The organism is Ralstonia sp. 25C (genome assembly GCF_051904805.1).
Classification (GTDB): domain Bacteria; phylum Pseudomonadota; class Gammaproteobacteria; order Burkholderiales; family Burkholderiaceae; genus Ralstonia.
The window spans coordinates 520,336-540,116 of record NZ_CP196737.1; the positions used below are offsets into that span (position 1 = coordinate 520,336).

Genomic DNA, 19,781 nt, shown 5'->3' on the forward strand with positions numbered 1-19,781 from the left:
CCAATCCGCCAATGTTTCTCGCCGACGTTCGCCGCATTACTGCACTGGCCTGGCCGGTGTTGATTGGCCAGTTGGCCGTAATCACCTTCGGCGTGCTCGATACGGCCATGGCCGGGCGCGCCTCCGCCGCCGATCTTGCCGCGATCGGGCTCGGTGGCTCGATCTACGTGACGGTGTACATCAGCCTGATGGGGGTGTTGCAGGCGCTCTCCCCCATCGCCGGGCAACTCTACGGCGCGCAAAGGCACGGCGAGATTGGCGAAGAAGTGCGCCAGGCCATCTGGCTCGGACTGCTTCTGGCGGCCATCGGCATGCTGATCCTCTGGTTCCCCGCACCGCTGCTGCGCCTGGCGGACGCCACGCCAGAGTTAACCGACAAGGCGACCGCTTATCTGCGCTACGAAGCGCTCGCATTGCCGGCGGCGCTGGGGTTCCGCATCTACTCCGCGCTGAACAACGCGCTGTCCCGCCCGGTCATGGTGACGGTGCTGCAACTGGCCGGGCTCGTTCTCAAGTTTCCACTCAACGCACTGTTCCTATACGGTGGCATGGGGCTCCCCGCAATGGGTGGCCCCGGCTGTGCGCTCGCGTCGATGATCATCAGTTGGTTGTCGTTCATCGCAGCGGCCGCCATCTTGATACGCAACCCCGCGTACACGCCGTTCTCGATCTTCACGCATTACTCACCACCAAACCGGGCGCGATTGTGGGCGCTGATCCGCCTGGGCGTGCCGATGGGCTTCACCTACCTGATCGAGATCACCTCGTTCACGTTGATGGCGATCTTTATTGCGCGTCTGGGCACGGTCGTGCTGGCCGGCCACCAGATCGCCGCGAACCTGGGTGCAGTCGCCTATATGGTGCCGCTGTCCCTGTCGATCGCTACGTCGACACTGGCCGCGCAGTCCATCGGCGCCCGTGATCGCGTCGCCGCGCGGCGGATTTCATTGAATGGGATCAAGCTGGCCGTCCTCTGTGCGGCCATCGTCGGCGCCGCGGTGCTGTTCTTGCGGCATGGGCTAGTCGGCCTGTACACGCGCGACGCAACGGTGATGGCCATCGCCGTACCGCTGCTGCCTTTCATCGCGTTCTATCAGATGTTCGATGCGCTGCAGGTGATGGCGGCATTCATTCTGCGCGCGTACAAGATCGCATTGATCCCAACCGTGATCTACGCGCTCTCGCTGTGGGGCGTGGGCCTCGGTGGCGGCTATGTCTTGGGCTTCGGGTTGTTGGGCGATACAGCCGCTGCGTTGCGCGGTGCCGCAGGTTTCTGGGCTGCCAACGGCTTGAGCTTGATGGTGGCCGGCGCCCTGCTGGTCAGCTATTTCAATCGCGTCAGCCGCCTTCCCGATTAATTTCCCAATTCCAACGCCTCGCGCACTGTGCTGAATGCGCGTTTAAAGGGAAGCGGGTAGGGAATTGAAACGGAAAATACAAAAGAAAAAACCCGCTGCAAGCAGCGGGTTTTGATTTGGCGGAGCGGACGGGACTCGAACCCGCGACCCCCGGCGTGACAGGCCGGTATTCTAACCGACTGAACTACCGCTCCGTGTCGGTTGCAAAACCAGCTAGAGACTGGCTTTGCGATTGAGCTTCTGGTTAAGCTCTTGTTATGGCGTCCCCTAGGGGATTCGAACCCCTGTACTCACCGTGAAAGGGTGATGTCCTAGGCCTCTAGACGAAGGGGACAGAAACTGTTTTGCAACGCTTTCCGTCTTACGCTGCGAAGTCCGCTACTATATCGAACTTTTCAGCATTTTGGAAGCTTCTTTTCAAATTATTTTTGAATCGAATCTTCCGGCATTTTGGTGGAGCTAAGCGGGATCGAACCGCTGACCTCTTGCATGCCATGCAAGCGCTCTCCCAGCTGAGCTATAGCCCCAAGTACTGCTAACTACTTCTTACTGCTGGCTTCTTGCTGCGTTTCGCTTCGTGTTGCAGCGAAAACAAGAGTATAGGGGAAGTAATTAGCGCTTGGCAATACCCTTTCGCAAATTTTTTTGCGATGGCTGCATCACGCAGCCAGACGACGCAGAACAACGTCTCGACCGAACAGTTCCAGCACGGCGTCGATCGACGGTGTTTGCAGTTGCCCCGCCACCAGCAGGCGCACCGGCATCGCCAGCTTGGGCATCTTCCAGCCGTGCGCCGCCAGCACTTCCTTGAAGACGGCACTGATGGCTTCACGCTTCCACTCCGGCAATGCGCCCAGCTTTTCAGCCAAGGCTGCGATGCCCGGGCGCACGTCGTCCGTGAGGTGCTGCGCGGCGAGCTCCGGTTCGACGGCCAGATCAGTGCGGTAGAACAGCAACGCCGTCTGTGCGACTTCACGCAGCGTGTTGGCGCGGTCCTTCACCAACGCAACGACATCGGCGAGCACGGGGCCGCCATCGACCTTGCCGCCCAGCTCTTCGATGAAGGGCTTCACCAGGCCAGCGAGGCGCACGTTGTCCGCCTGCTTGATGTAGTGGTTGTTCAACCAAGCGAGCTTCTCGGGGTTGTATTGCGCGGGCGACTTGCCCAGGTGCTCCAGGTCGAACCACTCGATGAACTGCTCACGCGAGAAGATTTCGGCATCGCCGTGCGCCCAACCGAGGCGGGCGAGATAGTTGACGATGGCTTCAGGCAGGTAGCCGGCATCGCGGTAGCCGGTGACGCTCATGGCACCGTGGCGCTTGCTCATCTTCTCGCCCTGCTCGTTCAGCACGGTCGGCAGATGCGCGTAGACCGGCGGCGTGCCGCCCAGGGCGCGCAGGATGTTGATCTGGCGCGGAGTGTTGTTGACGTGGTCATCGCCGCGGATCACGTGGGTGATCTGCATGTCCATGTCGTTGACGACCACGCAGAAGTTGTACGTGGGCGTACCGTCCGGGCGCGCGATGACGAGGTCGTCGAGCTCATCGTTGGAGATTTCGATGCGGCCTTTGACGGCGTCGTCCCACACCACGCTGCCGCCGATGGGGTTCTTGAAGCGCATCACGGGCTGCACGCCAGCGGGCGGCGTCGGCAGAACCTTGCCGGGCTCGGGGCGCCAGGTACCGTCGTAGCGGGGTTTTTCGCCGCGCTCACGCTGTGCTTCACGCAGGGCGTCGAGCTCTTCGGTGCTCATGTAGCACGGGTAGACGAGTTCCTTTTCTACCATCTGCGCGATGACCTCGCGATAGCGGTCCATGCGCTGCATTTGGTAGAACGGGCCTTCGTCGATGTCCATGTCCAGCCAGTCCATCGCTTCCAGGATCACATCAACGGCTTCCTGGCTGGAGCGCTCCACATCGGTGTCTTCAATGCGCAGGATGAAGTCGCCCTTCATCTTGCGGGCGAAGGCCCACGGGTAGAGTGCCGAGCGGATGTTGCCGAGGTGGATGAAACCAGTGGGGCTGGGAGCGAAACGAGTGCGGACGCGCTGTGTCATAGGAATGGCTGAACGAACAAGGCCGCTTGGTGGGATCCGTGATGGATCGTGAGCGGCCTTTATCAAAACCGAAATTATAGCAACCGCGTCCCCAGGACTGGACCGGCCTGCCGCCGAACTTTGGCACAATGGCGGCCGATTACAGCGCGCATCCGCGCGCGCCACTGAACCGCCCCAACTTCTCATGCAACGCCGCCTCTTTCTGGGTGCCACCGGCACCTCCCTGCTCTCCGCCTGTACCGTGACGGGCTTTTCGTCCGGCAAGACTCCGGTGACGCCGTCCACCGCCGTGTTGCCGCCTTCGTCGCAATCGGCCACGCCGCCGGTGCGCATCGGGCTGGCGCTGGGGGGCGGCGCCGCGCGGGGCTTCGCGCACATCGGTGTCATCAAGATGCTGGAGGCGCAGGGCATCCAAATCGACTACATCACCGGCACCAGCGCGGGCAGCGTGGTGGCGGCGATTTACGCTTCGGGCATGTCGGGGCTGGAAATGAACCGCATGGCGCTCAAGATGGATGAGGCCATGATCGCGGACTGGGCACTGCCCTTCGGCACGCGCTTTGGCGGCTGGCTCAAGGGCGAAGCGCTAGAGAACTACATCAACCGACTGGTCAAGCAAAAGAGCATCGAGCAGATGCGCGTTCCGCTGGGCATTGTCGCCACGGACCTCACCAGCGGGAAACCGATCCTGTTCCGCCGAGGCAATACTGGCCAGGCGGTGCGCGCGTCGTGCAGCGTCCCGGGCGTGTTCCAGCCGGTAACGATCAGCGGCCGCCAGTACGTGGATGGCGGCCTGGTGGCACCGGTGCCCGTCACCTACGTCAAGCAGATGGGCGCGACGTTTGTGATTGCGGTGAACATCTCGGCGGATCCGTCCAATCAGTCAGTATCCGGCCAGGCCAGCATGCTGCTGCAAACAACGGCCATCATGGGGCAGAGCATCAACAAGACCGAACTGGCACAGGCTGACGTGGTGATCTCGCCGTCGCTGCCATTCGTGAAGGGCAGCGACTTTACAGCCCGCAACGAAGCGATCCTGGCCGGCGAACAAGCGGCCCAGGCAGCCATGCCCCTGCTGCGCGAAAAGCTTCGCCTGCCGCAGACCACAGCCGCCTCTCCACTGCCGACCCACTGAACGCTCCACGCAGACAACAAAAAAGACCGCCGCGGCGGTCTTTTCTTTTCAGTCGATGTATCCAGCGGATCAGCCGCCGTACAACGCCAGGGGCTTGCCAGATGCATTCGGGTCAACGCGCTTGAGTTGCTCGACGAAATTGTCGGCGCCTTCCTTGATCGACGTGCCGGAATTGCCTTCGATGCGGCGGGCACCGTTGTAACGCGACACCCAGTACGAGGCGGTCATATCATCCACGCGGATCTTGCTGCCAGTGGACGGCGCGTGCACAAACTTGTTGTCGCCGATGTAGATGCCGACGTGCGAAAACGTATGGCGCATGGTGTTGAAAAACACCAAGTCGCCGGGACGCAGTTCCGCCATATCGACGCTGGTGCCTACGCGGCTCATTTCCACGGCGCGGCGCGGCAGCAGGAAACCAAAGGTGTCGTTGAAGACGTAGCGGACGAAACCGCTGCAGTCGAGGCCCGATTCCGGCGTGTTGCCGCCGAAACGGTAGCGCAGGCCGATCATGCCCAGCGCGTTCATGACCACGTCGCCGGTTTTGCTCATCACGTTGGAGATGAGGCCGGGCTTGGCTTCCGGCTTGGCGTCGGCGCGGACTTCGGTGTCCTTGAAGACCGTATCAGCCTGTACGCCATTCGACACGATCACGCCGCAGCCGATCACAACCCCTACCGCTAGGCGCGCCATGGAATGAAGTACGAAGTGCTGCATTGGTTCTCCCTCGGAAACTCACAATGATCGCACCGACATATGACAGCGCGAATGAGACCAGTCCGAATCTTGATAAAACAATCTCGGAGGATGATAAAAGTGACACTTTGACTTGTCAAAGGTCGTTACAAATTTGCTTAAATTCACAGCCGAATCAAGCACTTAGGCATCACTTTGGATGCGTATCCTGACAAGAATGGTGCATTGCAACCGCACCAATCTGGGGCACAAACTGCCGGTTTTTACGGGTTATCCCGCGCCGGGACGAGTGAGGCGGCCGCCATCAGCTTGCAGGTGTAAGGGTGTGAAGGTGACGCTAACACCGCTTCGGTGTCGCCCTCTTCCACCACTTTTCCATCCTTCATCACCACCACGCGATGTGACATGGCGCGGATGACAGCCAGGTCGTGGCTGATGAAGAGATACGACAAGTTGTACTTTTTCTGAAGAGTCGACAGCAGAGAAAGCACCTGCTGCTGGATCGATACATCCAGTGCGGAGGTCGGCTCATCGAGCACCAACACCTGAGGCTTTAGGATCAGCACGCGTGCAATGGCGATGCGCTGGCGCTGGCCGCCTGAGAATTCATGCGGATAACGCCCCAATGCGGTGCGGTCCAGCCCGACCTCGCGCAACGCCTCGATCACGCGGTGCCGGCGTTCCGTTGCGTTGACGTGGGGCTGATGCAACGCCAGCCCTTCTCCGACGATCTCCTCGATCGTCATGCGCGGCGAAAGGGAGCCGTACGGGTCCTGAAAAACCACCTGCATGCGCGCGCACACCGCCCGCCGGTCTTCGCGCGAGATTCGCAGCAATGAGTTGCCGAGAAACCGCAGATCGCCGCCCTTGGGCGCCTGCAGGCCCAGCAGTGTCTGCGCGAGCGTGGTCTTGCCCGAGCCGGACTCGCCCACGATGCCAAGCGTTTCGCCTTCGCGCAGTTGCAGCGAAACGGCATCGACCGCCGTGAATGGATCGCTGCGGAACCAGCCCGCAAAGCCGGGGCGATGGCGCTCGTAGGTGACGGTCAGCTTGTCGGCTTCGAGTAGCACCGGCGCGAGCGGCACCAGTGGCAGCACATCACGCTGCGGGCGGCTTTCCAGCAGACGGACGGTGTAGGGATGCTGAGGCGCGGCAAACACGTCCGTCGTATTGCCGGTTTCGACCAGTACGCCCTGCTCCATCACACCGACGCGCTCGGCAAAGGCACGCACCATGTTCAGGTCGTGCGTGATGAGCATGATGGCCATGCCGAACTCGGCTTGCAGTTCGCGCAGCAGTTGCAGGATCTGCATGCGCACCGTCACGTCGAGCGCGGTCGTAGGCTCATCAGCCAACAGCAACTTGGGCGAGCATGCGAGCGCCATGGCAATCATCGCGCGCTGACGCTGGCCGCCCGAAAGCTGATGCGGAAACGCGTCGAACCGGCGCGGTGCCTCTTTGATGCCCGTTCGCTCCAGCAGCGCGATGGCGCGAGCCTTGGCCGCGCGCTTGTCGAGGCCTTCGTGCAGCTCCAGCGTTTCGACGATCTGGTTACCGATGGTGTAGAGCGGGTTGAGCGCCGTCATCGGCTCCTGGAACACCATGGCGACATCCGCACCACGCAGGCCGCGCATTTCACGCTCGCTGGCCGCAAGGAGATCGCGGCCAGCGAGCAGGATGCGGCCGCTGTATCGCGCATCCGCCAGCAGACGCATGATGGACAGCGCCGTGACGGATTTGCCCGAGCCGGACTCCCCTACCAGCGCAAAGCGCTCGCCGGCGTGCAAATCGAGCGAAACGTGTTTGACGGCATCCGTCGTCTCTCCGTGCTCGGAGTCGAAGTGCACGCACAGATCATCGAGCCGCAGCAGCGGACCGTCGTATTTGGGCGCGGTGGAACGCAGATCGACACGGGTCATTTGCCCTCCGTCGGCTTCTGACGCGCGCGCAGTTGCGCGAACGACAGGCGCGTGTCGAAGGCATCGCGCAAGGCATCGCCCATGAAGGTCAACAGTACGAGCGTCAGCACGAGCACCACGAAGGTCGACAACGAAATCCACCACGCATCCAGGTTGGCTTTGCCCTGCGATAACAACTCACCCAAGCTAGGGGTGGAGGGCGGCACGCCCAAGCCGAGGAAGTCGAGGCTAGTAAGCGCGAGGATGGCCGCGCTCATGCGGAACGGCAGGAAGGTGATGATCGGCGTCAGGCTATTCGGCATGATGTGCCGCCACATGATCTGCCAGTTCGACAGCCCCATCGCTCGCGCCGATTTGACGTAGTCCAGCGAGCGATTGCGGTAAAACTCGGCACGCACGTAGTCCGAGAGTCCCATCCAGCCAAATAACGACAACAGGATGATCAGCAGCCCCAGGCTCGGCGTGAAGATCGATGCGAAGATGATCAGCAGGTACAGCTCGGGCATCGAACTCCAGATTTCGATCAACCGCTGCGAGACCATGTCGAAGCGCCCACCGAAGAAGCCCATCAACGCCCCCGTGAGCGTGCCGACGAATACCCCGAGCACCGTCAACGCCAGCCCAAACAGCACCGACACCCGAAAGCCATATAGCAGCCGCGCAAACACATCCCGCCCGCGGTCATCCGTACCGAGCCAGTTCTCTGCCGATGGCGGCGCGGGGTTGGGCTCCTTTGAGAAGTAGTTCAGCGTCTCGTACGAATACGGATTGGGCGGATAGATCGCAAAGCTGCCCGGCTCCTTGAACTTGTCGCGGATGTACGGATCGAGGTAGTCGGTGGGCGTGGTGAAATCGCCGCCGAAGGCCGTCTCCGGGTAGGTTTTCACGATGGGGAAGTACCACGTGCCGTGGTAGCGGACGACCAGCGGCCGGTCGTTCGAGATGAGTTCGCCGCCAAGGCTGAGCACGAACAGCGCCACGAACAGAATCAGGCTCCAATAACCGAGGCGGTGCTGCTTGAAACGCCGCCACGCGCGCTTGAGCGGCGACGGCGAATGGCGTACCGCGTGCGGCGCCGCGACGTTGGACGGATGGGCGGAAGTGCGGGAGTACTGAGTCATGTGCCTGTCCGCCTATCGACCAACCGAGCCGAAGTGGATGCGCGGATCCACCAGCACGTAGCACACGTCGGAAATCAGCCGTGCCGCCAACCCGATCAGCGTGAATAGATACAGCGTTCCCAGCACGACCGGATAATCACGCCGCATCACGGCCTCATACGAAAGCAGCCCCATGCCGTCGAGCGAGAACAGTTGCTCGATCAGCAGCGAGCCGGTGAAAAACGCGCCGATGAATGCCGTCGGAAAGCCCGTCACCAACGGCAGCAGCGCATTGCGGAAGATGTGCTTCCATAGCACGCGCCGCTCCGACAAGCCCTTGCTGCGTGCGGTCAGCACATACTGCTTGCGGATTTCCTCCAGGAATGCATTCTTCGTCAGCATGGTGATCACGGCAAAGCTGCCCACCACCGACGCGGTCACAGGCAGCGTGATGTGCCAGAGGTAGTCCGTCACCTTGCCGAGCAGGCTCAATTGATCCCAGTTGTCGGACGTAATGCCGCGAATTGGGAACCACTGGAAGAACGTGCCTCCACCGAACAGCACCAGTAACAGCACGCCCAGCACAAAGCCTGGAATGGCGTAGCCCACCAACACGATGATGCTGGTCACCAGATCAAACCGGCTGCCTGCCCGCACCGCCTTGGCAATCCCAAGCGGCACCGCGATGAGGTAGGTGAGAAAGAACGTCCACAGCCCGATCGAGATCGATACCGGCAACTTAGACTTGATGAGCTCCCACACGCTGCGATGCTGAAAGTAGCTCTCGCCCAAGTCAAAGCGCGCAAAGCGACCGAGCATCAGGAAGTAACGCTCGACCGGGCTCTTGTCGAAGCCGTACAGCGCGCGGATCTCCTTGATCTTCTCGGCATCCACGCCACGTCGCCCGCGGTAGTCGAAGGCGCCGCCACCGCTGGCTTCGCCGCCGGCGCCCCGCCCTTTCATCTCGATCATCATCTGCTCGACAGGGCCACCGGGCACAAACTGGATCACCGCAAAGGTGAGCGTGATCACGCCAATCAGCGTCGGGATCAGGAGCAGCAGCCGTTTGATCAAATAGGCAAACATGGCGACATCACGTTAGCGCGAAGCGTTCAATGGCTGGGCGCGGGAATGCGCCACCACGCCGTCAGCACCCAGGCTTCGGCCGAGTAGTAGTACGGCAGACGGTCCGGATACATCAGGTTCTTGTTGTAGGCCACACGGTGCGTGGGAGAGTACCAGTGCGGAATCACATAGCAGCCGTGCATCAGCACCCGATCAAGCGCGCGGGATGCGGTGATCAGTTCATCACGGTCGTCGGCACGCAGCACGTCATCGATCAGCGCATCCACGGCGGGCGATTTGAGACCGATCACGTTGTCCGAGCCAGGCTCGTCGGCCGCAGCGGAGCCGAACCGATCTTTCAGCTCGTTACCGGGGCTTTGCGAATCGGGAAAGCGCAGCGAGATCATGTCGAAATCAAACTCTTCCAGCCGCTTCTGGTAGAGCGCGAAATCCGTCACGCGCTGATTGACCTGGATGCCCAACTTTTCCAGGTTACGCGCGTACGCGGCCATGACGCGGCTCATGGCGCCACCGTCATCGAGCATCTCGAAGACGAAAGGCTCGCCCTTAGCATTGCGCAGTGCGCCGTCTTCGTACGTCCACCCCGCCTGCGCCAACAGGCGGCGCGCCTGACGCAGGTTGTCGCGCAACGAACTCGGCGGATCAGTCGAGGGCGGCCCGGCCAACACGCCAAATACGTCCGGGTCCACCATGCTGCGCAACGGCTCCAGCAGCGCCAGCTCGCCCTTGCTTGGCGTACCGGTGAGCGAGTCGGCTGCAGCCAGTTCGCTGTTGGCGAAATAGCTGTCCAGCCGGCGATAGGCGCCGTAGAAGAGTTGCCGGTTCAACCATTCAAAATCCAGCGCCAGTGACAACGCCTTGCGCACCCGCAAGTCTTTGAACAGCGGCCGCCGGAGGTTCATGACGAAACCCTGCATGCCGGCGCCATTGCGGTGCGGAAACTCGCTTTTGATGAGTTCGCCGCTGCGGAACTTCACGCCGACGTAGCTCTTGGCCCAGTTCTTGGCGCGATACTCCACCATGGCGTCGTACTCGCCGGCCTTGAAGGCTTCCAGACGCGCAGTTTCGTCCTTGTAGAGCTTGTACTGGATGCGCTCGAAGTTGAACGAGCCGCGACGCACATTCAGATCGCGCCCCCAGTAGTTCGGATTGCGGCGGAAGGTGATGCCGCGCGACGGATCAAACCGTTCGATCAGGTACGGGCCACTGGCCACCGGCTCCTGGAACGTCAGCTTATCGAACGAGACGTCCTTGCCTTCGTTCGGGTCTTCCGGTTTGCCGCTGCCCTTGCCCCATTTGGGCGAGAACACCGGCAGGCCGCCGACGATGAGCGGCAGCTCCTTGTTCTTGCGCTTGAAGTCGTAGCGGATGGTGGCGGCATCCACCACCGTCACCTTGGCCACATCGGCAGTCATACTGCGATAAGCGGGGCTCGCCCCCTTGCCCATCAGCATGTCGTATGAATACTTCACGTCCGACGCGCGCACCGGGTCGCCATTGGAAAAGCGCGCACGCGGGTTGATATGGAAGGTCACCGAGAGGTCATTCGGCGCGACCGCCACGTCGTCGGCCAGCAGCCCGTAGCCGCTGGCGGTCTCGTCCCAACTACCGATCAGCAAGCTCTCAAATACCAACTGGGTCAGCCCCGGCGCGGACGTCCCCTTGATGGTGAACGGATTGAACTTGTCGAAGCTCGTACGGCGGTCAGGATTGCCCAACAGCAGCATGCCGCCGATGGGCGCCTTCGGATTCAAGTAACCGAAGTGGGAAAAGCCGGCAGGGTATTTCAAGTCCCCGTATTCGGCATAGCCGTGTGCCGCCCAGCTCGGCGTTGCACCGACGGCCGCCAACAGGCAAGCCAGTGCCGCGAGAAACCGCCCGTACAGCTTGTATGCCGCTGCAAGCACGCTCATGCCGCCTCGTGCCCCCGTTGTTCTTGCATGTCTTGACTCCACTCCACCGCCGTCTGAAAGCGTGTTTCGGACGATTCTAACGCCCTGTCAACGCAATCCCGCCAAATCACCCCCGAGGATCGTCCCGCATTGACAAGGGTAGCGAGCCTCTGCGGCACTGCGCAAAACCACGAGTGGGCCGGAGCTTTCCGGTATGATCGCGCCGACAAAACCGCCCGCATGCCGCCACGGAGTGACCGCAGTGGCATATCGGTGCGACGTTGCCCACATTTGTACGGAGAAAACATGGGATTCCTCGCTGGCAAGCGCATTCTGATTACCGGCCTTCTGTCCAACCGCTCGATCGCCTACGGCATTGCCAACGCCTGCAAGCGCGAAGGCGCTGAACTGGCTTTCACCTACGTCGGCGAACGCTTCAAGGACCGCATCACCGAATTCGCCAACGAGTTCGACAGCAAGCTGGTGTTCGACTGCGACGTCGGCAGTGACGAGCAGATCGCCAAGGTGTTCGAAGACCTCGGCCAACACTGGGGCCACTTCGATGGCCTGGTGCACTCGATCGGCTTTGCGCCGCGCGAGGCGATTGCCGGCAACTTCATCGACGGCCTGTCGCGCGAGTCGTTCCGCATCGCGCACGACATCTCGGCGTACAGCTTCCCGGCGCTGGCCAAGGCTGCGCTGCCGATGCTGTCGCCCAACGCCTCGCTGCTCGCCCTGACCTACCTTGGCGCCGAGCGCATCGTCCCGAACTACAACACGATGGGCTTGGCTAAGGCCTCGCTGGAAGCCGGCGTGCGTTACCTGGCCGGCGCGCTGGGCCCGAAGGGCATCCGCGCCAACGGCATCTCGGCCGGCCCGATCAAAACGCTGGCCGCCTCGGGCATCAAGGATTTCGGCAAGCTGCTGAAGTACATGGAAGACGTGGCCCCGCTGCGCCGTAACGTCACCATCGACGAAGTCGGTAACGTGGCTGCATTCCTGCTGTCGGATCTGGCCAGCGGCGTGACCGGCGAGATCACGTATGTGGATTGCGGCTTCAACGTAACCGCAGGCGTGCCGGAAAGCGTCGGCCAAGACTGATTGCGCTGACACGACGTGTGCGCCATCTTCGGGTGGCGCATGCAACGTCAATTCTGCAATCGGCGAAGGACAAAGAAAAAGCCCGCATGGCGCAAACCATGCGGGCTTTTTGACGTGCAGTGCAATGCGAGCCGTCACGTCATCTCGACTCGCATCCGCCTGTTGTGTGCGCTTCCCGCGAGAAGCGCCAAACTGGCGGAGACGGAGGGATTCGAACCCTCGATCCAGGTTTTGGCCCGGATGCTCCCTTAGCAGGGGAGTGCCTTCGACCTCTCGGCCACGTCTCCCAAACTTGCGTCACACGAAGGAGCCCGTGCAACGAAGCGCGTATTCTAGCCACTTCACCCCACCCGGTCAACGACAACAGCATGACACGCGGTGAGAATCTGTGGCCCCGGGTCGCCACCCGGTCGCAGCTCAGTCGATTAAGCCTGATCCAGCTCGAACGCCTTGTGGAGCGCGCGCACGGCCAGCTCCATGTACTTCTCGTCGATCAGCACCGAGATCTTGATTTCCGAAGTGGAGATCATCTGGATGTTGATGCCCTCTTCCGACAGCGTGCGGAACATCTTGCTGGCGATGCCCACATGCGAGCGCATACCCACGCCCACCACCGACACCTTCGACACCTTCGGATCGCCCGACACGCTGGCTGCGCCGATGTGTCCCTTCACGCTGTCGTTCAGGATCGCCAGAGCGCGCTGGTATTCGCCGCGCGGCACGGTGAAGGTGAAGTCCGTCTTACCTTCGACCGACTGGTTCTGGATGATCATGTCGACGTCGATGTTGGCGTCGGCGACCGGGCCCAGGATCTGATACGCGATGCCGGGCTTGTCCGGCACACCGATCACGGTGATCTTGGCTTCGTCGCGGGCAAAGGCGATGCCGGAAATGGCGGCGGCTTCCATGTTCGAATCTTCCTCAAAAGTAATCAGCGTGCCCGAGTTCATCTCGACGTCGAGCGGCATCAGCGGGTCGGTCAGCGACGACAGCACGCGGGTCTTCACGCGGTACTTGCCGGCAAACTCCACCGAGCGAATCTGCAGCACCTTGGAGCCGAGGCTGGCCATTTCCAGCATCTCTTCGAAGGTGATCTTGTCCAGGCGGCGGGCGTCATCCACCACGCGCGGATCGGTCGTGTACACGCCGTCCACGTCGGTGTAGATCAGGCACTCATCGGCTTCGAGCGCGGCGGCAACCGCCACGGCCGACGTATCCGAGCCACCACGGCCCAACGTCGTGATATGGCCTTCGCCGTCAATGCCCTGGAAACCTGTGATGACGACCACGCGGCCAGCGTCGAGATCGGCGCGCACGCGCTCGTCGTCGATCGACTGGATGCGGGCCTTGGTGTAGGCCGAATCGGTCTTCACAGGCACTTGCCAGCCGGTGTAGCTGCGGGCATCGATGCCTTCGGCATGCAGCGCGATGGCCAACAGGCCCACGCTTACCTGCTCGCCCGTCGAGGCAATCATGTCGAGTTCACGCGGGTCGGGCTGGGCCGAAATCTCTTTGGCCATACCCAGCAGGCGGTTGGTTTCGCCGGACATGGCCGACGGAACGACCACGATCTGGTGACCTGCACGGTGCCACTTGGCAACGCGCTTGGCGACGTTCTTGATGCGTTCAACTGAACCCATCGAGGTGCCACCGTATTTGTGAACGATGAGAGCCATCTTGGAAAGATCGAGAGGAGGCGGAGCGGTGCAAAAGCCTTTGAAAATACAGCAATTTGCAGCGATCGGCAAGAAAACGGCGGATTGTGCCGAGTCAAGATGTGCGCCAGAAGGCACTCATCGCCCGGCAGCCCACGTGATCCGCCAGCCCGGGCCGCACCCCACCGTGGCATGGTCCATGCCCACCCCGGCAGCAAAGACCAGCGTTTCCCCTGCATAGAGCAGCGGCAGGCGCCCGCGCTCCCAGGCGGGGATGCCCGCTTCCTGGTAGGCCTGTTTGAGTGCGCGCGATGGACCACCAGGGCGCAGCACGATGCGCTCGCCGCCGCGTCGAGGCACCAATGACAAGGGCGCCCGCAAGGTTTCGGCGTCGATTCCACCAGCCGCCACAGGCGAAAACACCAGCGCCCCGCCCCATTCGCCCACATCCACCCGCCGCTCAACCCGATGTGCCGCGTCGAACCGCCCCGCATCGATGGTGACTGCAACCGGGTCGACCACCTCGCTGGCGCGGATTTCGATCCACGCGAGGCCGCGATAACGCCTGATCTGCCCTGCCGGCAACGCAATGCACAGCGCGCCATCCTCACGCGCGTCAATCAATTGGGTGCGCAGATCATCCAGGCGACGGCTAGACAAGGCGCGCATACCCACCTGCGCCAGCCATGCCCGCAACACCGCACGCTGACGCGCCATGGATAGCGCCGTCAGCGCCGCTACGTCGAGCCCTTCCGTCGAGACGATCCGCGCCAAATCCGCCTGCGCAATCTCGTCGATCAGTGCTGCGGCATCCGCCAGATGCATCGCGCTGCGCGCAAGCGCCTCGCGATACGCCGGGAAATGCTCGGCCATACCGGCCAACAGCGGCCGCAGCGCGTTACGCGCATAGCGCGCATCGCTATTGGACGGATCTTCGATCCACGTGAGCGCGTGCGTGTGTGCGTACAGTTCGATCTCGCTGCGCGGCACGTCGATCCACGGACGCAACAATGTGACAACGCCCGCGCGAACCATCGGCATGGCGGCAAGGCCATCAACACCAGCGCCGCGCATCAATTGCAGCAGCACGGTTTCGGCTTGGTCGTCCTGGTGATGCGCCGTCAGCAGCATCGACGCGCCCGTCTGCGCGCAAAGCGCCTCCAGGGCAGCGTACCGCGCATCGCGTGCGGCCTCTTCGACACCCCGCCCCACCTCGGTTGCTACGTGGACACGGCGCGCATGGAACGCGATCCCAGCCGCCTCCGCCATGCGCTCACAGGCGCATTGCCAGACATCGGCATCGTCCTGCAGGCCGTGGTGGATGTGCAGCGCGACGAGCCGCACGCGGGCACCCGCATCGCGCCACGCAGCACACGCGTGCAGCAGCGCGGCGGAATCCCGGCCGCCCGACAACGCAATCGCCACCGTCGGTGCTTCCGCCTCGCCAGAAACAACAAAGGCCGCACACGCGGCAACGCGTTGTGCGACCTTGTTGACCAGCGCAGCGGACAAATCAGCGCGCGTCGGTTTCCTTGAACTTGCCATAGGCCATCAGGCGCTCGTGACGACGGGCCTGCAGTTCAGACGTCTTCATGCCTTGGAACTGGCGCAGCGATTCGGCCAGTGCACGCTTGAGCATCGTCGCCATGCCCTTCGGATCGCGGTGCGCGCCACCGAGCGGCTCGTTGACGATCTTATCGATCAGGCCCAGCGCCTTCAGGCGATGCGCGGTCAAGCCCAGCGCTTCGGCAGCTTCCGGTGCCTTCTCAGCGGTCTTCCACAGAATCGACGCGCAACCTTCCGGCGAAATCACGGCGTACGTGGCGAACTGCAGCATGATCACCGAATCGCCCATGGCGATCGCCAGTGCACCGCCCGAACCGCCTTCACCGATGATGGTGGCGATCAGGGGCACCTTCAGGCCTGCCATGACGAACAGGTTGTGGCCAATGGCTTCGGACTGGCCGCGTTCTTCGGCGTCAATGCCCGGGAACGCGCCCGGCGTATCGACGAAGGTGAAGATCGGCAGACCGAACTTGTCGGCCAGTTCCATCAGGCGCTTGGCCTTGCGGTAGCCCTCGGGCTTGGACATGCCGAAGTTGCGCAGTGCGCGTTCCTTCGTGTCGCGGCCCTTTTGGTGACCGATCACCATGCAAGGCTGGCCGTTGAAGCGCGCCAGACCGCCAACGATCGACAGGTCGTCCGCGAAAGTGCGGTCGCCGTGCAGTTCGTGGAAGTCGGTGAAGATTTCGCGGACGTAATCGAGCGTGTACGGACGCTGCGGGTGACGCGCGATCTGCGCGACCTGCCAAGGTGTCAGGTTGGCGTACAGATCTTTGGTGAGCTGCTGGCTCTTGGAAGCCAGGCGGGAGATTTCTTCAGAAATATCGACAGCGGAATCGTCTTGAACGAATCGAAGCTCTTCGATCTTCGATTCAAGTTCTGCGATCGGCTGCTCGAACTCCAGGAAGGTTGTTTTCATGGATCTTCTGAAAGGCTCTTGAAGGCGCGCATTCTACCGGATTTTGACCGCCGATCGACGCGCGACGTTTCATCGAAAATAACAGATCAATAGGTGGTCGCCGTGTCGAGGCTGCGCCACATGTACCACGTGGCCACGGTGCGCCACGGTTCCCAGTTGGCGGCCACCTCGCGCGCTTCGCTGCGGGTGACGGGTTCGCCACTGAAATAATTCTGGGAAATCGCGTTGATGAGCCCGATGTCGTCCAGCGGCAGCACATTGGGGCGCATCAAATTGAACATCAGGAACATCTCGGCCGTCCACCGGCCGATCCCGCGGATTTGCGTGAGCTCAGCGATGACGTCCTCGTCTTCCATCTCAGCCCACTTCGCCACGTGTACCGTGCCGTTGCGGAAGTGATCGGCCAGATCCAAGATGTACTCAGCCTTGCGCTTGGACAAACCACAGCCTGCGAGCTTCTCCTGGCCGGCGCGGATGAACTGTGCGGGCACCAGCTTGGGGCACACGTCCACCACGCGCTCCCACACCGATTGCGCGGCTTTGACCGAAATCTGCTGACCGACGATGGAGCGCGCCAGCGTCACGAACGGATCGCCGCGCGAGGCCAAGTGCGCCGGGCCATACGCGGGGATGATCTTGCGCAGGATGCGATCCCGCTTCATCAAGTCGGCGCAGGCTTCCTGCCAGTACTCCGGCGGGCCGGACAACACCACTTCCGCCGGTACAGGCAGCGCCTCGTTCGTCGCGAGCGTTTCGGGCAGAGGCACCTTGGATGCCGGCGCACGTTTAGCCGGCGCCTTGGCTGCGACCGTCTTGCTGGCGACACCGTCGACCTTCTTGGCTGCCGCTTTTTTGACAGCTGGCGCCTTCACCGGCGGCGCTTTTTTGGCGGTCGTACTGCGCGCAACGCTAACCTTACTGGCCTTCTTGGCCGCCGCGTTCATGCGCGTCTCCATTCAGTCACGCCGCCCGGCTTGTCTTCCAGCACGATGCCAGCGGCCAGCAGATCGGCACGGATGGCATCAGCACGAGCAAAGTCACGGGTAGCCTTGGCAGCGCGGCGTTCTTCGATGCGAGCTTCCACTTCTGCCGCATCCAGGCCATCAGCCGATACACCGCCTTGCAGGAAGGCATGCGGATCGCGGCCCAGCAGCCCCATCACACCAGCCAAGGCAGACAGCTGATTGGCCAACTCGGGCGAGCGCGTCTTGTTCACTTCGCTCGCCAGCTCGAACAGCACCGACACGGCAACCGGCGTGTTGAAGTCATCGTTCATCGCCTCGAGGAAGCGCTTGCCGTGCGGTTCGTTCCAATCCGGTCGGGCGCCAGCAGCAGCGGGCACGTCCTTGAGCGCGGTGTACAGGCGCGTGAGCGCGTGGCGGGCGTCGTCCAGATGGGCGTCGCTGTAGTTCAGGTCACTACGATAGTGCGAGCGCAGGATGAAGAAGCGCACGACTTCGGCGTCATACACCTTCAGCACATCGCGAATGGTGAAGAAGTTGCCGAGCGATTTCGACATCTTCTCGTCATTCACGCGCACGAAGCCGTTGTGCATCCACATGTTGACGAAGGTCTTGCCGGTGGCGCCTTCGGACTGCGCGATTTCGTTTTCGTGGTGCGGGAATTGCAGATCCGCGCCGCCGCCGTGCAGGTCGAAATGCTCACCCAGCAGTTCGCAGCTCATCGCCGAGCACTCGATATGCCAGCCCGGGCGGCCCTCACCCCACGGCGACGCCCAGCGCGACTCGGCCGGCTCCTCTGCCTTGGCGGATTTCCACAGCACGAAGTCCAGCGGATCCTGTTTGGCATCGTTGGCCGCCACGCGCTCACCCGCGCGCAGGTCTTCGAGCGATTTGCCCGAGAGCTTGCCGTAGCCGGGAAACTTGCGCACGGCGTAGTTCACATCACCGTCGGCGGCCTGGTAGGCCAGGCCGTTGGTCTGCAGCTTACCGATCATGCTCAGCATCTGCGGTACGTATTCGGTGGCACGCGGCTCATGGTCGGGGCGCTGCGTACCGAGCGCGGCGAAATCTTCGTGCATCGCGTCGATAAAGCGGCCGGTGAGCGCGCTCATGGTCTCGCCGTTCTCGACTGCCCGCTTGATGATCTTGTCGTCGATATCAGTGATGTTGCGCACGTAGGTCACGTCGTAACCCGACGCACGCAGCCAGCGCTGCACCATGTCAAACACCACCACCACCCGCGCATGCCCGACGTGGCAATAGTCGTACACCGTCATCCCGCACACGTACATGCGCACGCGGCCGGGCTCGATGGGGACGAACGTCTGTTTCTCACGCGCGAGCGTGTTGTAGATCTTGAGTGATTCCATGAATCGGTGTCGGGAGATTCAGCGCGCCGCCACGTACTGAGGTACTGGGCTGGATGCCGGCGGGCGCAATTGCCATGTGCGGCTGATGCGCGAGCGCAAATAAGCGGCACATTTTACCGGAACTGCCCCGATGGGTAGGCAGGCCGTGCGATCGGTCTGCTCCCAATCAAGAACCTTTTCCGGCGCGCGTTGCCACTGCTGCGCGCAAAGACGGTTTGTTAGAATGCGGCGGAGTATAACGGAACCGATTCTCATGACCAGACCGCTGCGCGAGCACGCTGCCACCCTGTGCGCTGCCACCCTGACTTGCCTGCTCGCTGTATCGGCGGCACCCGCCCTGGCGCAGACCGCCGGCATTGCCCTGCCAGCAGACCTGACCCCCAGCACGCAGACGCCGCCACAGGTCGCACGTCAGAAGCGCATTGATGACGAGCTGGCCAAGAAGCAGTACACCCAGGCGCTGGCCGAGCTCGACAAGGACGTCGCCTCGCAGCCGCGCAATGCGCAGGCCCGCTTCCAACGCGGTGTCGCGCTCGCTGGCCTGGGCCGCAGTGACGATGCCATCGTCGCTTTCAGCCAGATGACGCAGGATTTCCCCGAACTGCCCGAGCCGTACATCAACCTGGCTGCGCTGTATGCCGAGCGTGGTGAACTGCTCCGCGCGCGCGACAGCCTGATCATGGCGAACCGCGTGGCTCCGGAAAATGCGCTGGTGCAATCCAGCCTGGGCGATGTCTACGTTCGCCTCGCCGCACAGTCGTACCAAAGCGCACTCAAGCTGAACCCGAAAAACGCCACGGCGCGCGCGCGCCTGGATGCCCTGCCCGATCTGCCAGGCGTGCACCCTGCCGCGCCTGCTGACCCTGCCACCACCACGCTGCCCGCTGCCAGCGGCGTGAAGGCCAAGCCGGCCAAGCGTCATTAAGAAGACGCAGCCGACACGTTTTCCCACCCTCAAGCTCTCCCCA

15 protein-coding genes and 4 tRNA genes are annotated in these 19,781 nt (G+C 62.3%); 4 read left to right on the forward strand and 15 right to left on the reverse strand.

Features of this window, described 5'->3' with window-relative positions; all coding sequences use genetic code 11:
- The first annotated feature begins 11 nt into the window (after positions 1 to 11).
- A complete protein-coding gene (locus tag ACS7SF_RS02310) occupies positions 12 to 1,358 on the forward strand; it encodes an MATE family efflux transporter (RefSeq protein ID WP_439891504.1) in 1,347 nt (448 codons plus the stop codon).
- Positions 1,359 to 1,475: 117 nt separating this feature from the next.
- Here the strand turns inward: ACS7SF_RS02310 and ACS7SF_RS02315 are convergent.
- The 4 genes from ACS7SF_RS02315 to gltX all read right to left on the reverse strand — a co-directional run bounded on the left by ACS7SF_RS02315 (position 1,476) and on the right by gltX (position 3,415).
- A tRNA-Asp gene (locus ACS7SF_RS02315) sits at positions 1,476 to 1,552 on the reverse strand.
- Positions 1,553 to 1,616: 64 nt separating this feature from the next.
- A tRNA-Glu gene (locus ACS7SF_RS02320) sits at positions 1,617 to 1,692 on the reverse strand.
- A 117-nt stretch (positions 1,693 to 1,809) separates the two neighbouring features.
- A tRNA-Ala gene (locus ACS7SF_RS02325) sits at positions 1,810 to 1,885 on the reverse strand.
- Positions 1,886 to 2,017: 132 nt separating this feature from the next.
- A complete protein-coding gene (gene gltX / locus ACS7SF_RS02330) occupies positions 2,018 to 3,415 on the reverse strand; it encodes a glutamate--tRNA ligase (RefSeq protein WP_439891505.1) in 1,398 nt (465 codons plus the stop codon).
- Positions 3,416 to 3,599: 184 nt separating this feature from the next.
- On the opposite strand from gltX, the gene ACS7SF_RS02335 reads away from it, so the two are divergent.
- Positions 3,600 to 4,550 (forward strand): patatin-like phospholipase family protein, encoded by a 951-nt coding sequence (locus ACS7SF_RS02335; protein WP_439891506.1) that lies wholly within the window; start codon positions 3,600 to 3,602, stop codon positions 4,548 to 4,550.
- 69 nt (positions 4,551 to 4,619) lie between these two features.
- Here ACS7SF_RS02335 and ACS7SF_RS02340 read toward each other — a convergent pair whose 3' ends face one another.
- From ACS7SF_RS02340 to ACS7SF_RS02360, 5 genes are all read right to left on the reverse strand, one after another.
- The gene (locus tag ACS7SF_RS02340) at positions 4,620 to 5,267 is read right to left on the reverse strand and encodes a C40 family peptidase (protein ID WP_439891507.1); all 648 of its coding nucleotides are present in this window, start codon (positions 5,265 to 5,267) and stop codon (positions 4,620 to 4,622) included.
- Positions 5,268 to 5,509: 242 nt separating this feature from the next.
- Positions 5,510 to 7,165: an ABC transporter ATP-binding protein gene (locus ACS7SF_RS02345; protein WP_439891508.1), complete on the reverse strand. Its 1,656-nt coding sequence runs from the start codon at positions 7,163 to 7,165 to the stop codon at positions 5,510 to 5,512.
- Entirely contained in the window at positions 7,162 to 8,286 is a 1,125-nt protein-coding gene (locus ACS7SF_RS02350) for an ABC transporter permease (protein ID WP_439891509.1), read from the reverse strand. Before ACS7SF_RS02350 ends, ACS7SF_RS02345 begins: the two co-directional genes overlap by 4 nt.
- 12 nt (positions 8,287 to 8,298) lie before the next feature.
- Positions 8,299 to 9,351 (reverse strand): microcin C ABC transporter permease YejB, encoded by a 1,053-nt coding sequence (locus ACS7SF_RS02355; protein WP_439891510.1) that lies wholly within the window; start codon positions 9,349 to 9,351, stop codon positions 8,299 to 8,301.
- Between the two features lie 26 nt (positions 9,352 to 9,377).
- Positions 9,378 to 11,264, reverse strand: coding sequence for an extracellular solute-binding protein (locus ACS7SF_RS02360; protein ID WP_439891511.1), 1,887 nt, complete (start codon positions 11,262 to 11,264; stop codon positions 9,378 to 9,380).
- A gap of 285 nt (positions 11,265 to 11,549) precedes the next feature.
- Between ACS7SF_RS02360 and fabI the strand changes: the two genes are divergently transcribed.
- Positions 11,550 to 12,344, forward strand: a complete 795-nt coding sequence (fabI, locus tag ACS7SF_RS02365) for an enoyl-ACP reductase FabI (protein WP_426393819.1) — start codon at positions 11,550 to 11,552, stop codon at positions 12,342 to 12,344.
- A gap of 193 nt (positions 12,345 to 12,537) precedes the next feature.
- Here fabI and ACS7SF_RS02370 read toward each other — a convergent pair.
- The 6 genes from ACS7SF_RS02370 to cysS all read right to left on the reverse strand — a co-directional run bounded on the left by ACS7SF_RS02370 (position 12,538) and on the right by cysS (position 18,813).
- Positions 12,538 to 12,631 (reverse strand) — tRNA-Ser (locus ACS7SF_RS02370).
- A 138-nt stretch (positions 12,632 to 12,769) separates the two neighbouring features.
- Positions 12,770 to 14,020 carry an aspartate kinase gene (locus tag ACS7SF_RS02375; RefSeq protein WP_426393820.1) on the reverse strand — a complete coding sequence of 417 codons (1,251 nt, stop codon included), beginning with the start codon at positions 14,018 to 14,020 and terminating at the stop codon, positions 12,770 to 12,772.
- A gap of 117 nt (positions 14,021 to 14,137) precedes the next feature.
- Positions 14,138 to 15,544, reverse strand: a complete 1,407-nt coding sequence (gene tilS, locus ACS7SF_RS02380) for a tRNA lysidine(34) synthetase TilS (protein WP_439891512.1) — start codon at positions 15,542 to 15,544, stop codon at positions 14,138 to 14,140.
- Positions 15,513 to 16,481 carry an acetyl-CoA carboxylase carboxyltransferase subunit alpha gene (locus ACS7SF_RS02385; protein ID WP_439891513.1) on the reverse strand — a complete coding sequence of 323 codons (969 nt, stop codon included), beginning with the start codon at positions 16,479 to 16,481 and terminating at the stop codon, positions 15,513 to 15,515. The genes tilS and ACS7SF_RS02385 overlap by 32 nt, the downstream gene beginning before the upstream one ends.
- An 86-nt stretch (positions 16,482 to 16,567) precedes the next feature.
- Positions 16,568 to 17,437, reverse strand: a complete 870-nt coding sequence (locus ACS7SF_RS02390; RefSeq protein ID WP_439891514.1) for a DNA-3-methyladenine glycosylase family protein — start codon at positions 17,435 to 17,437, stop codon at positions 16,568 to 16,570.
- Positions 17,422 to 18,813: a cysteine--tRNA ligase gene (cysS, locus tag ACS7SF_RS02395; RefSeq protein ID WP_439891515.1), complete on the reverse strand. Its 1,392-nt coding sequence runs from the start codon at positions 18,811 to 18,813 to the stop codon at positions 17,422 to 17,424. The genes ACS7SF_RS02390 and cysS overlap by 16 nt, the downstream gene beginning before the upstream one ends.
- Positions 18,814 to 19,066: 253 nt before the next feature.
- Between cysS and ACS7SF_RS02400 the strand changes: the two genes are divergently transcribed.
- Complete coding sequence (locus ACS7SF_RS02400; RefSeq protein ID WP_439891516.1) at positions 19,067 to 19,738, forward strand: hypothetical protein; 672 nt, start codon at positions 19,067 to 19,069, stop codon at positions 19,736 to 19,738.
- Positions 19,739 to 19,781 lie beyond the last annotated feature (43 nt).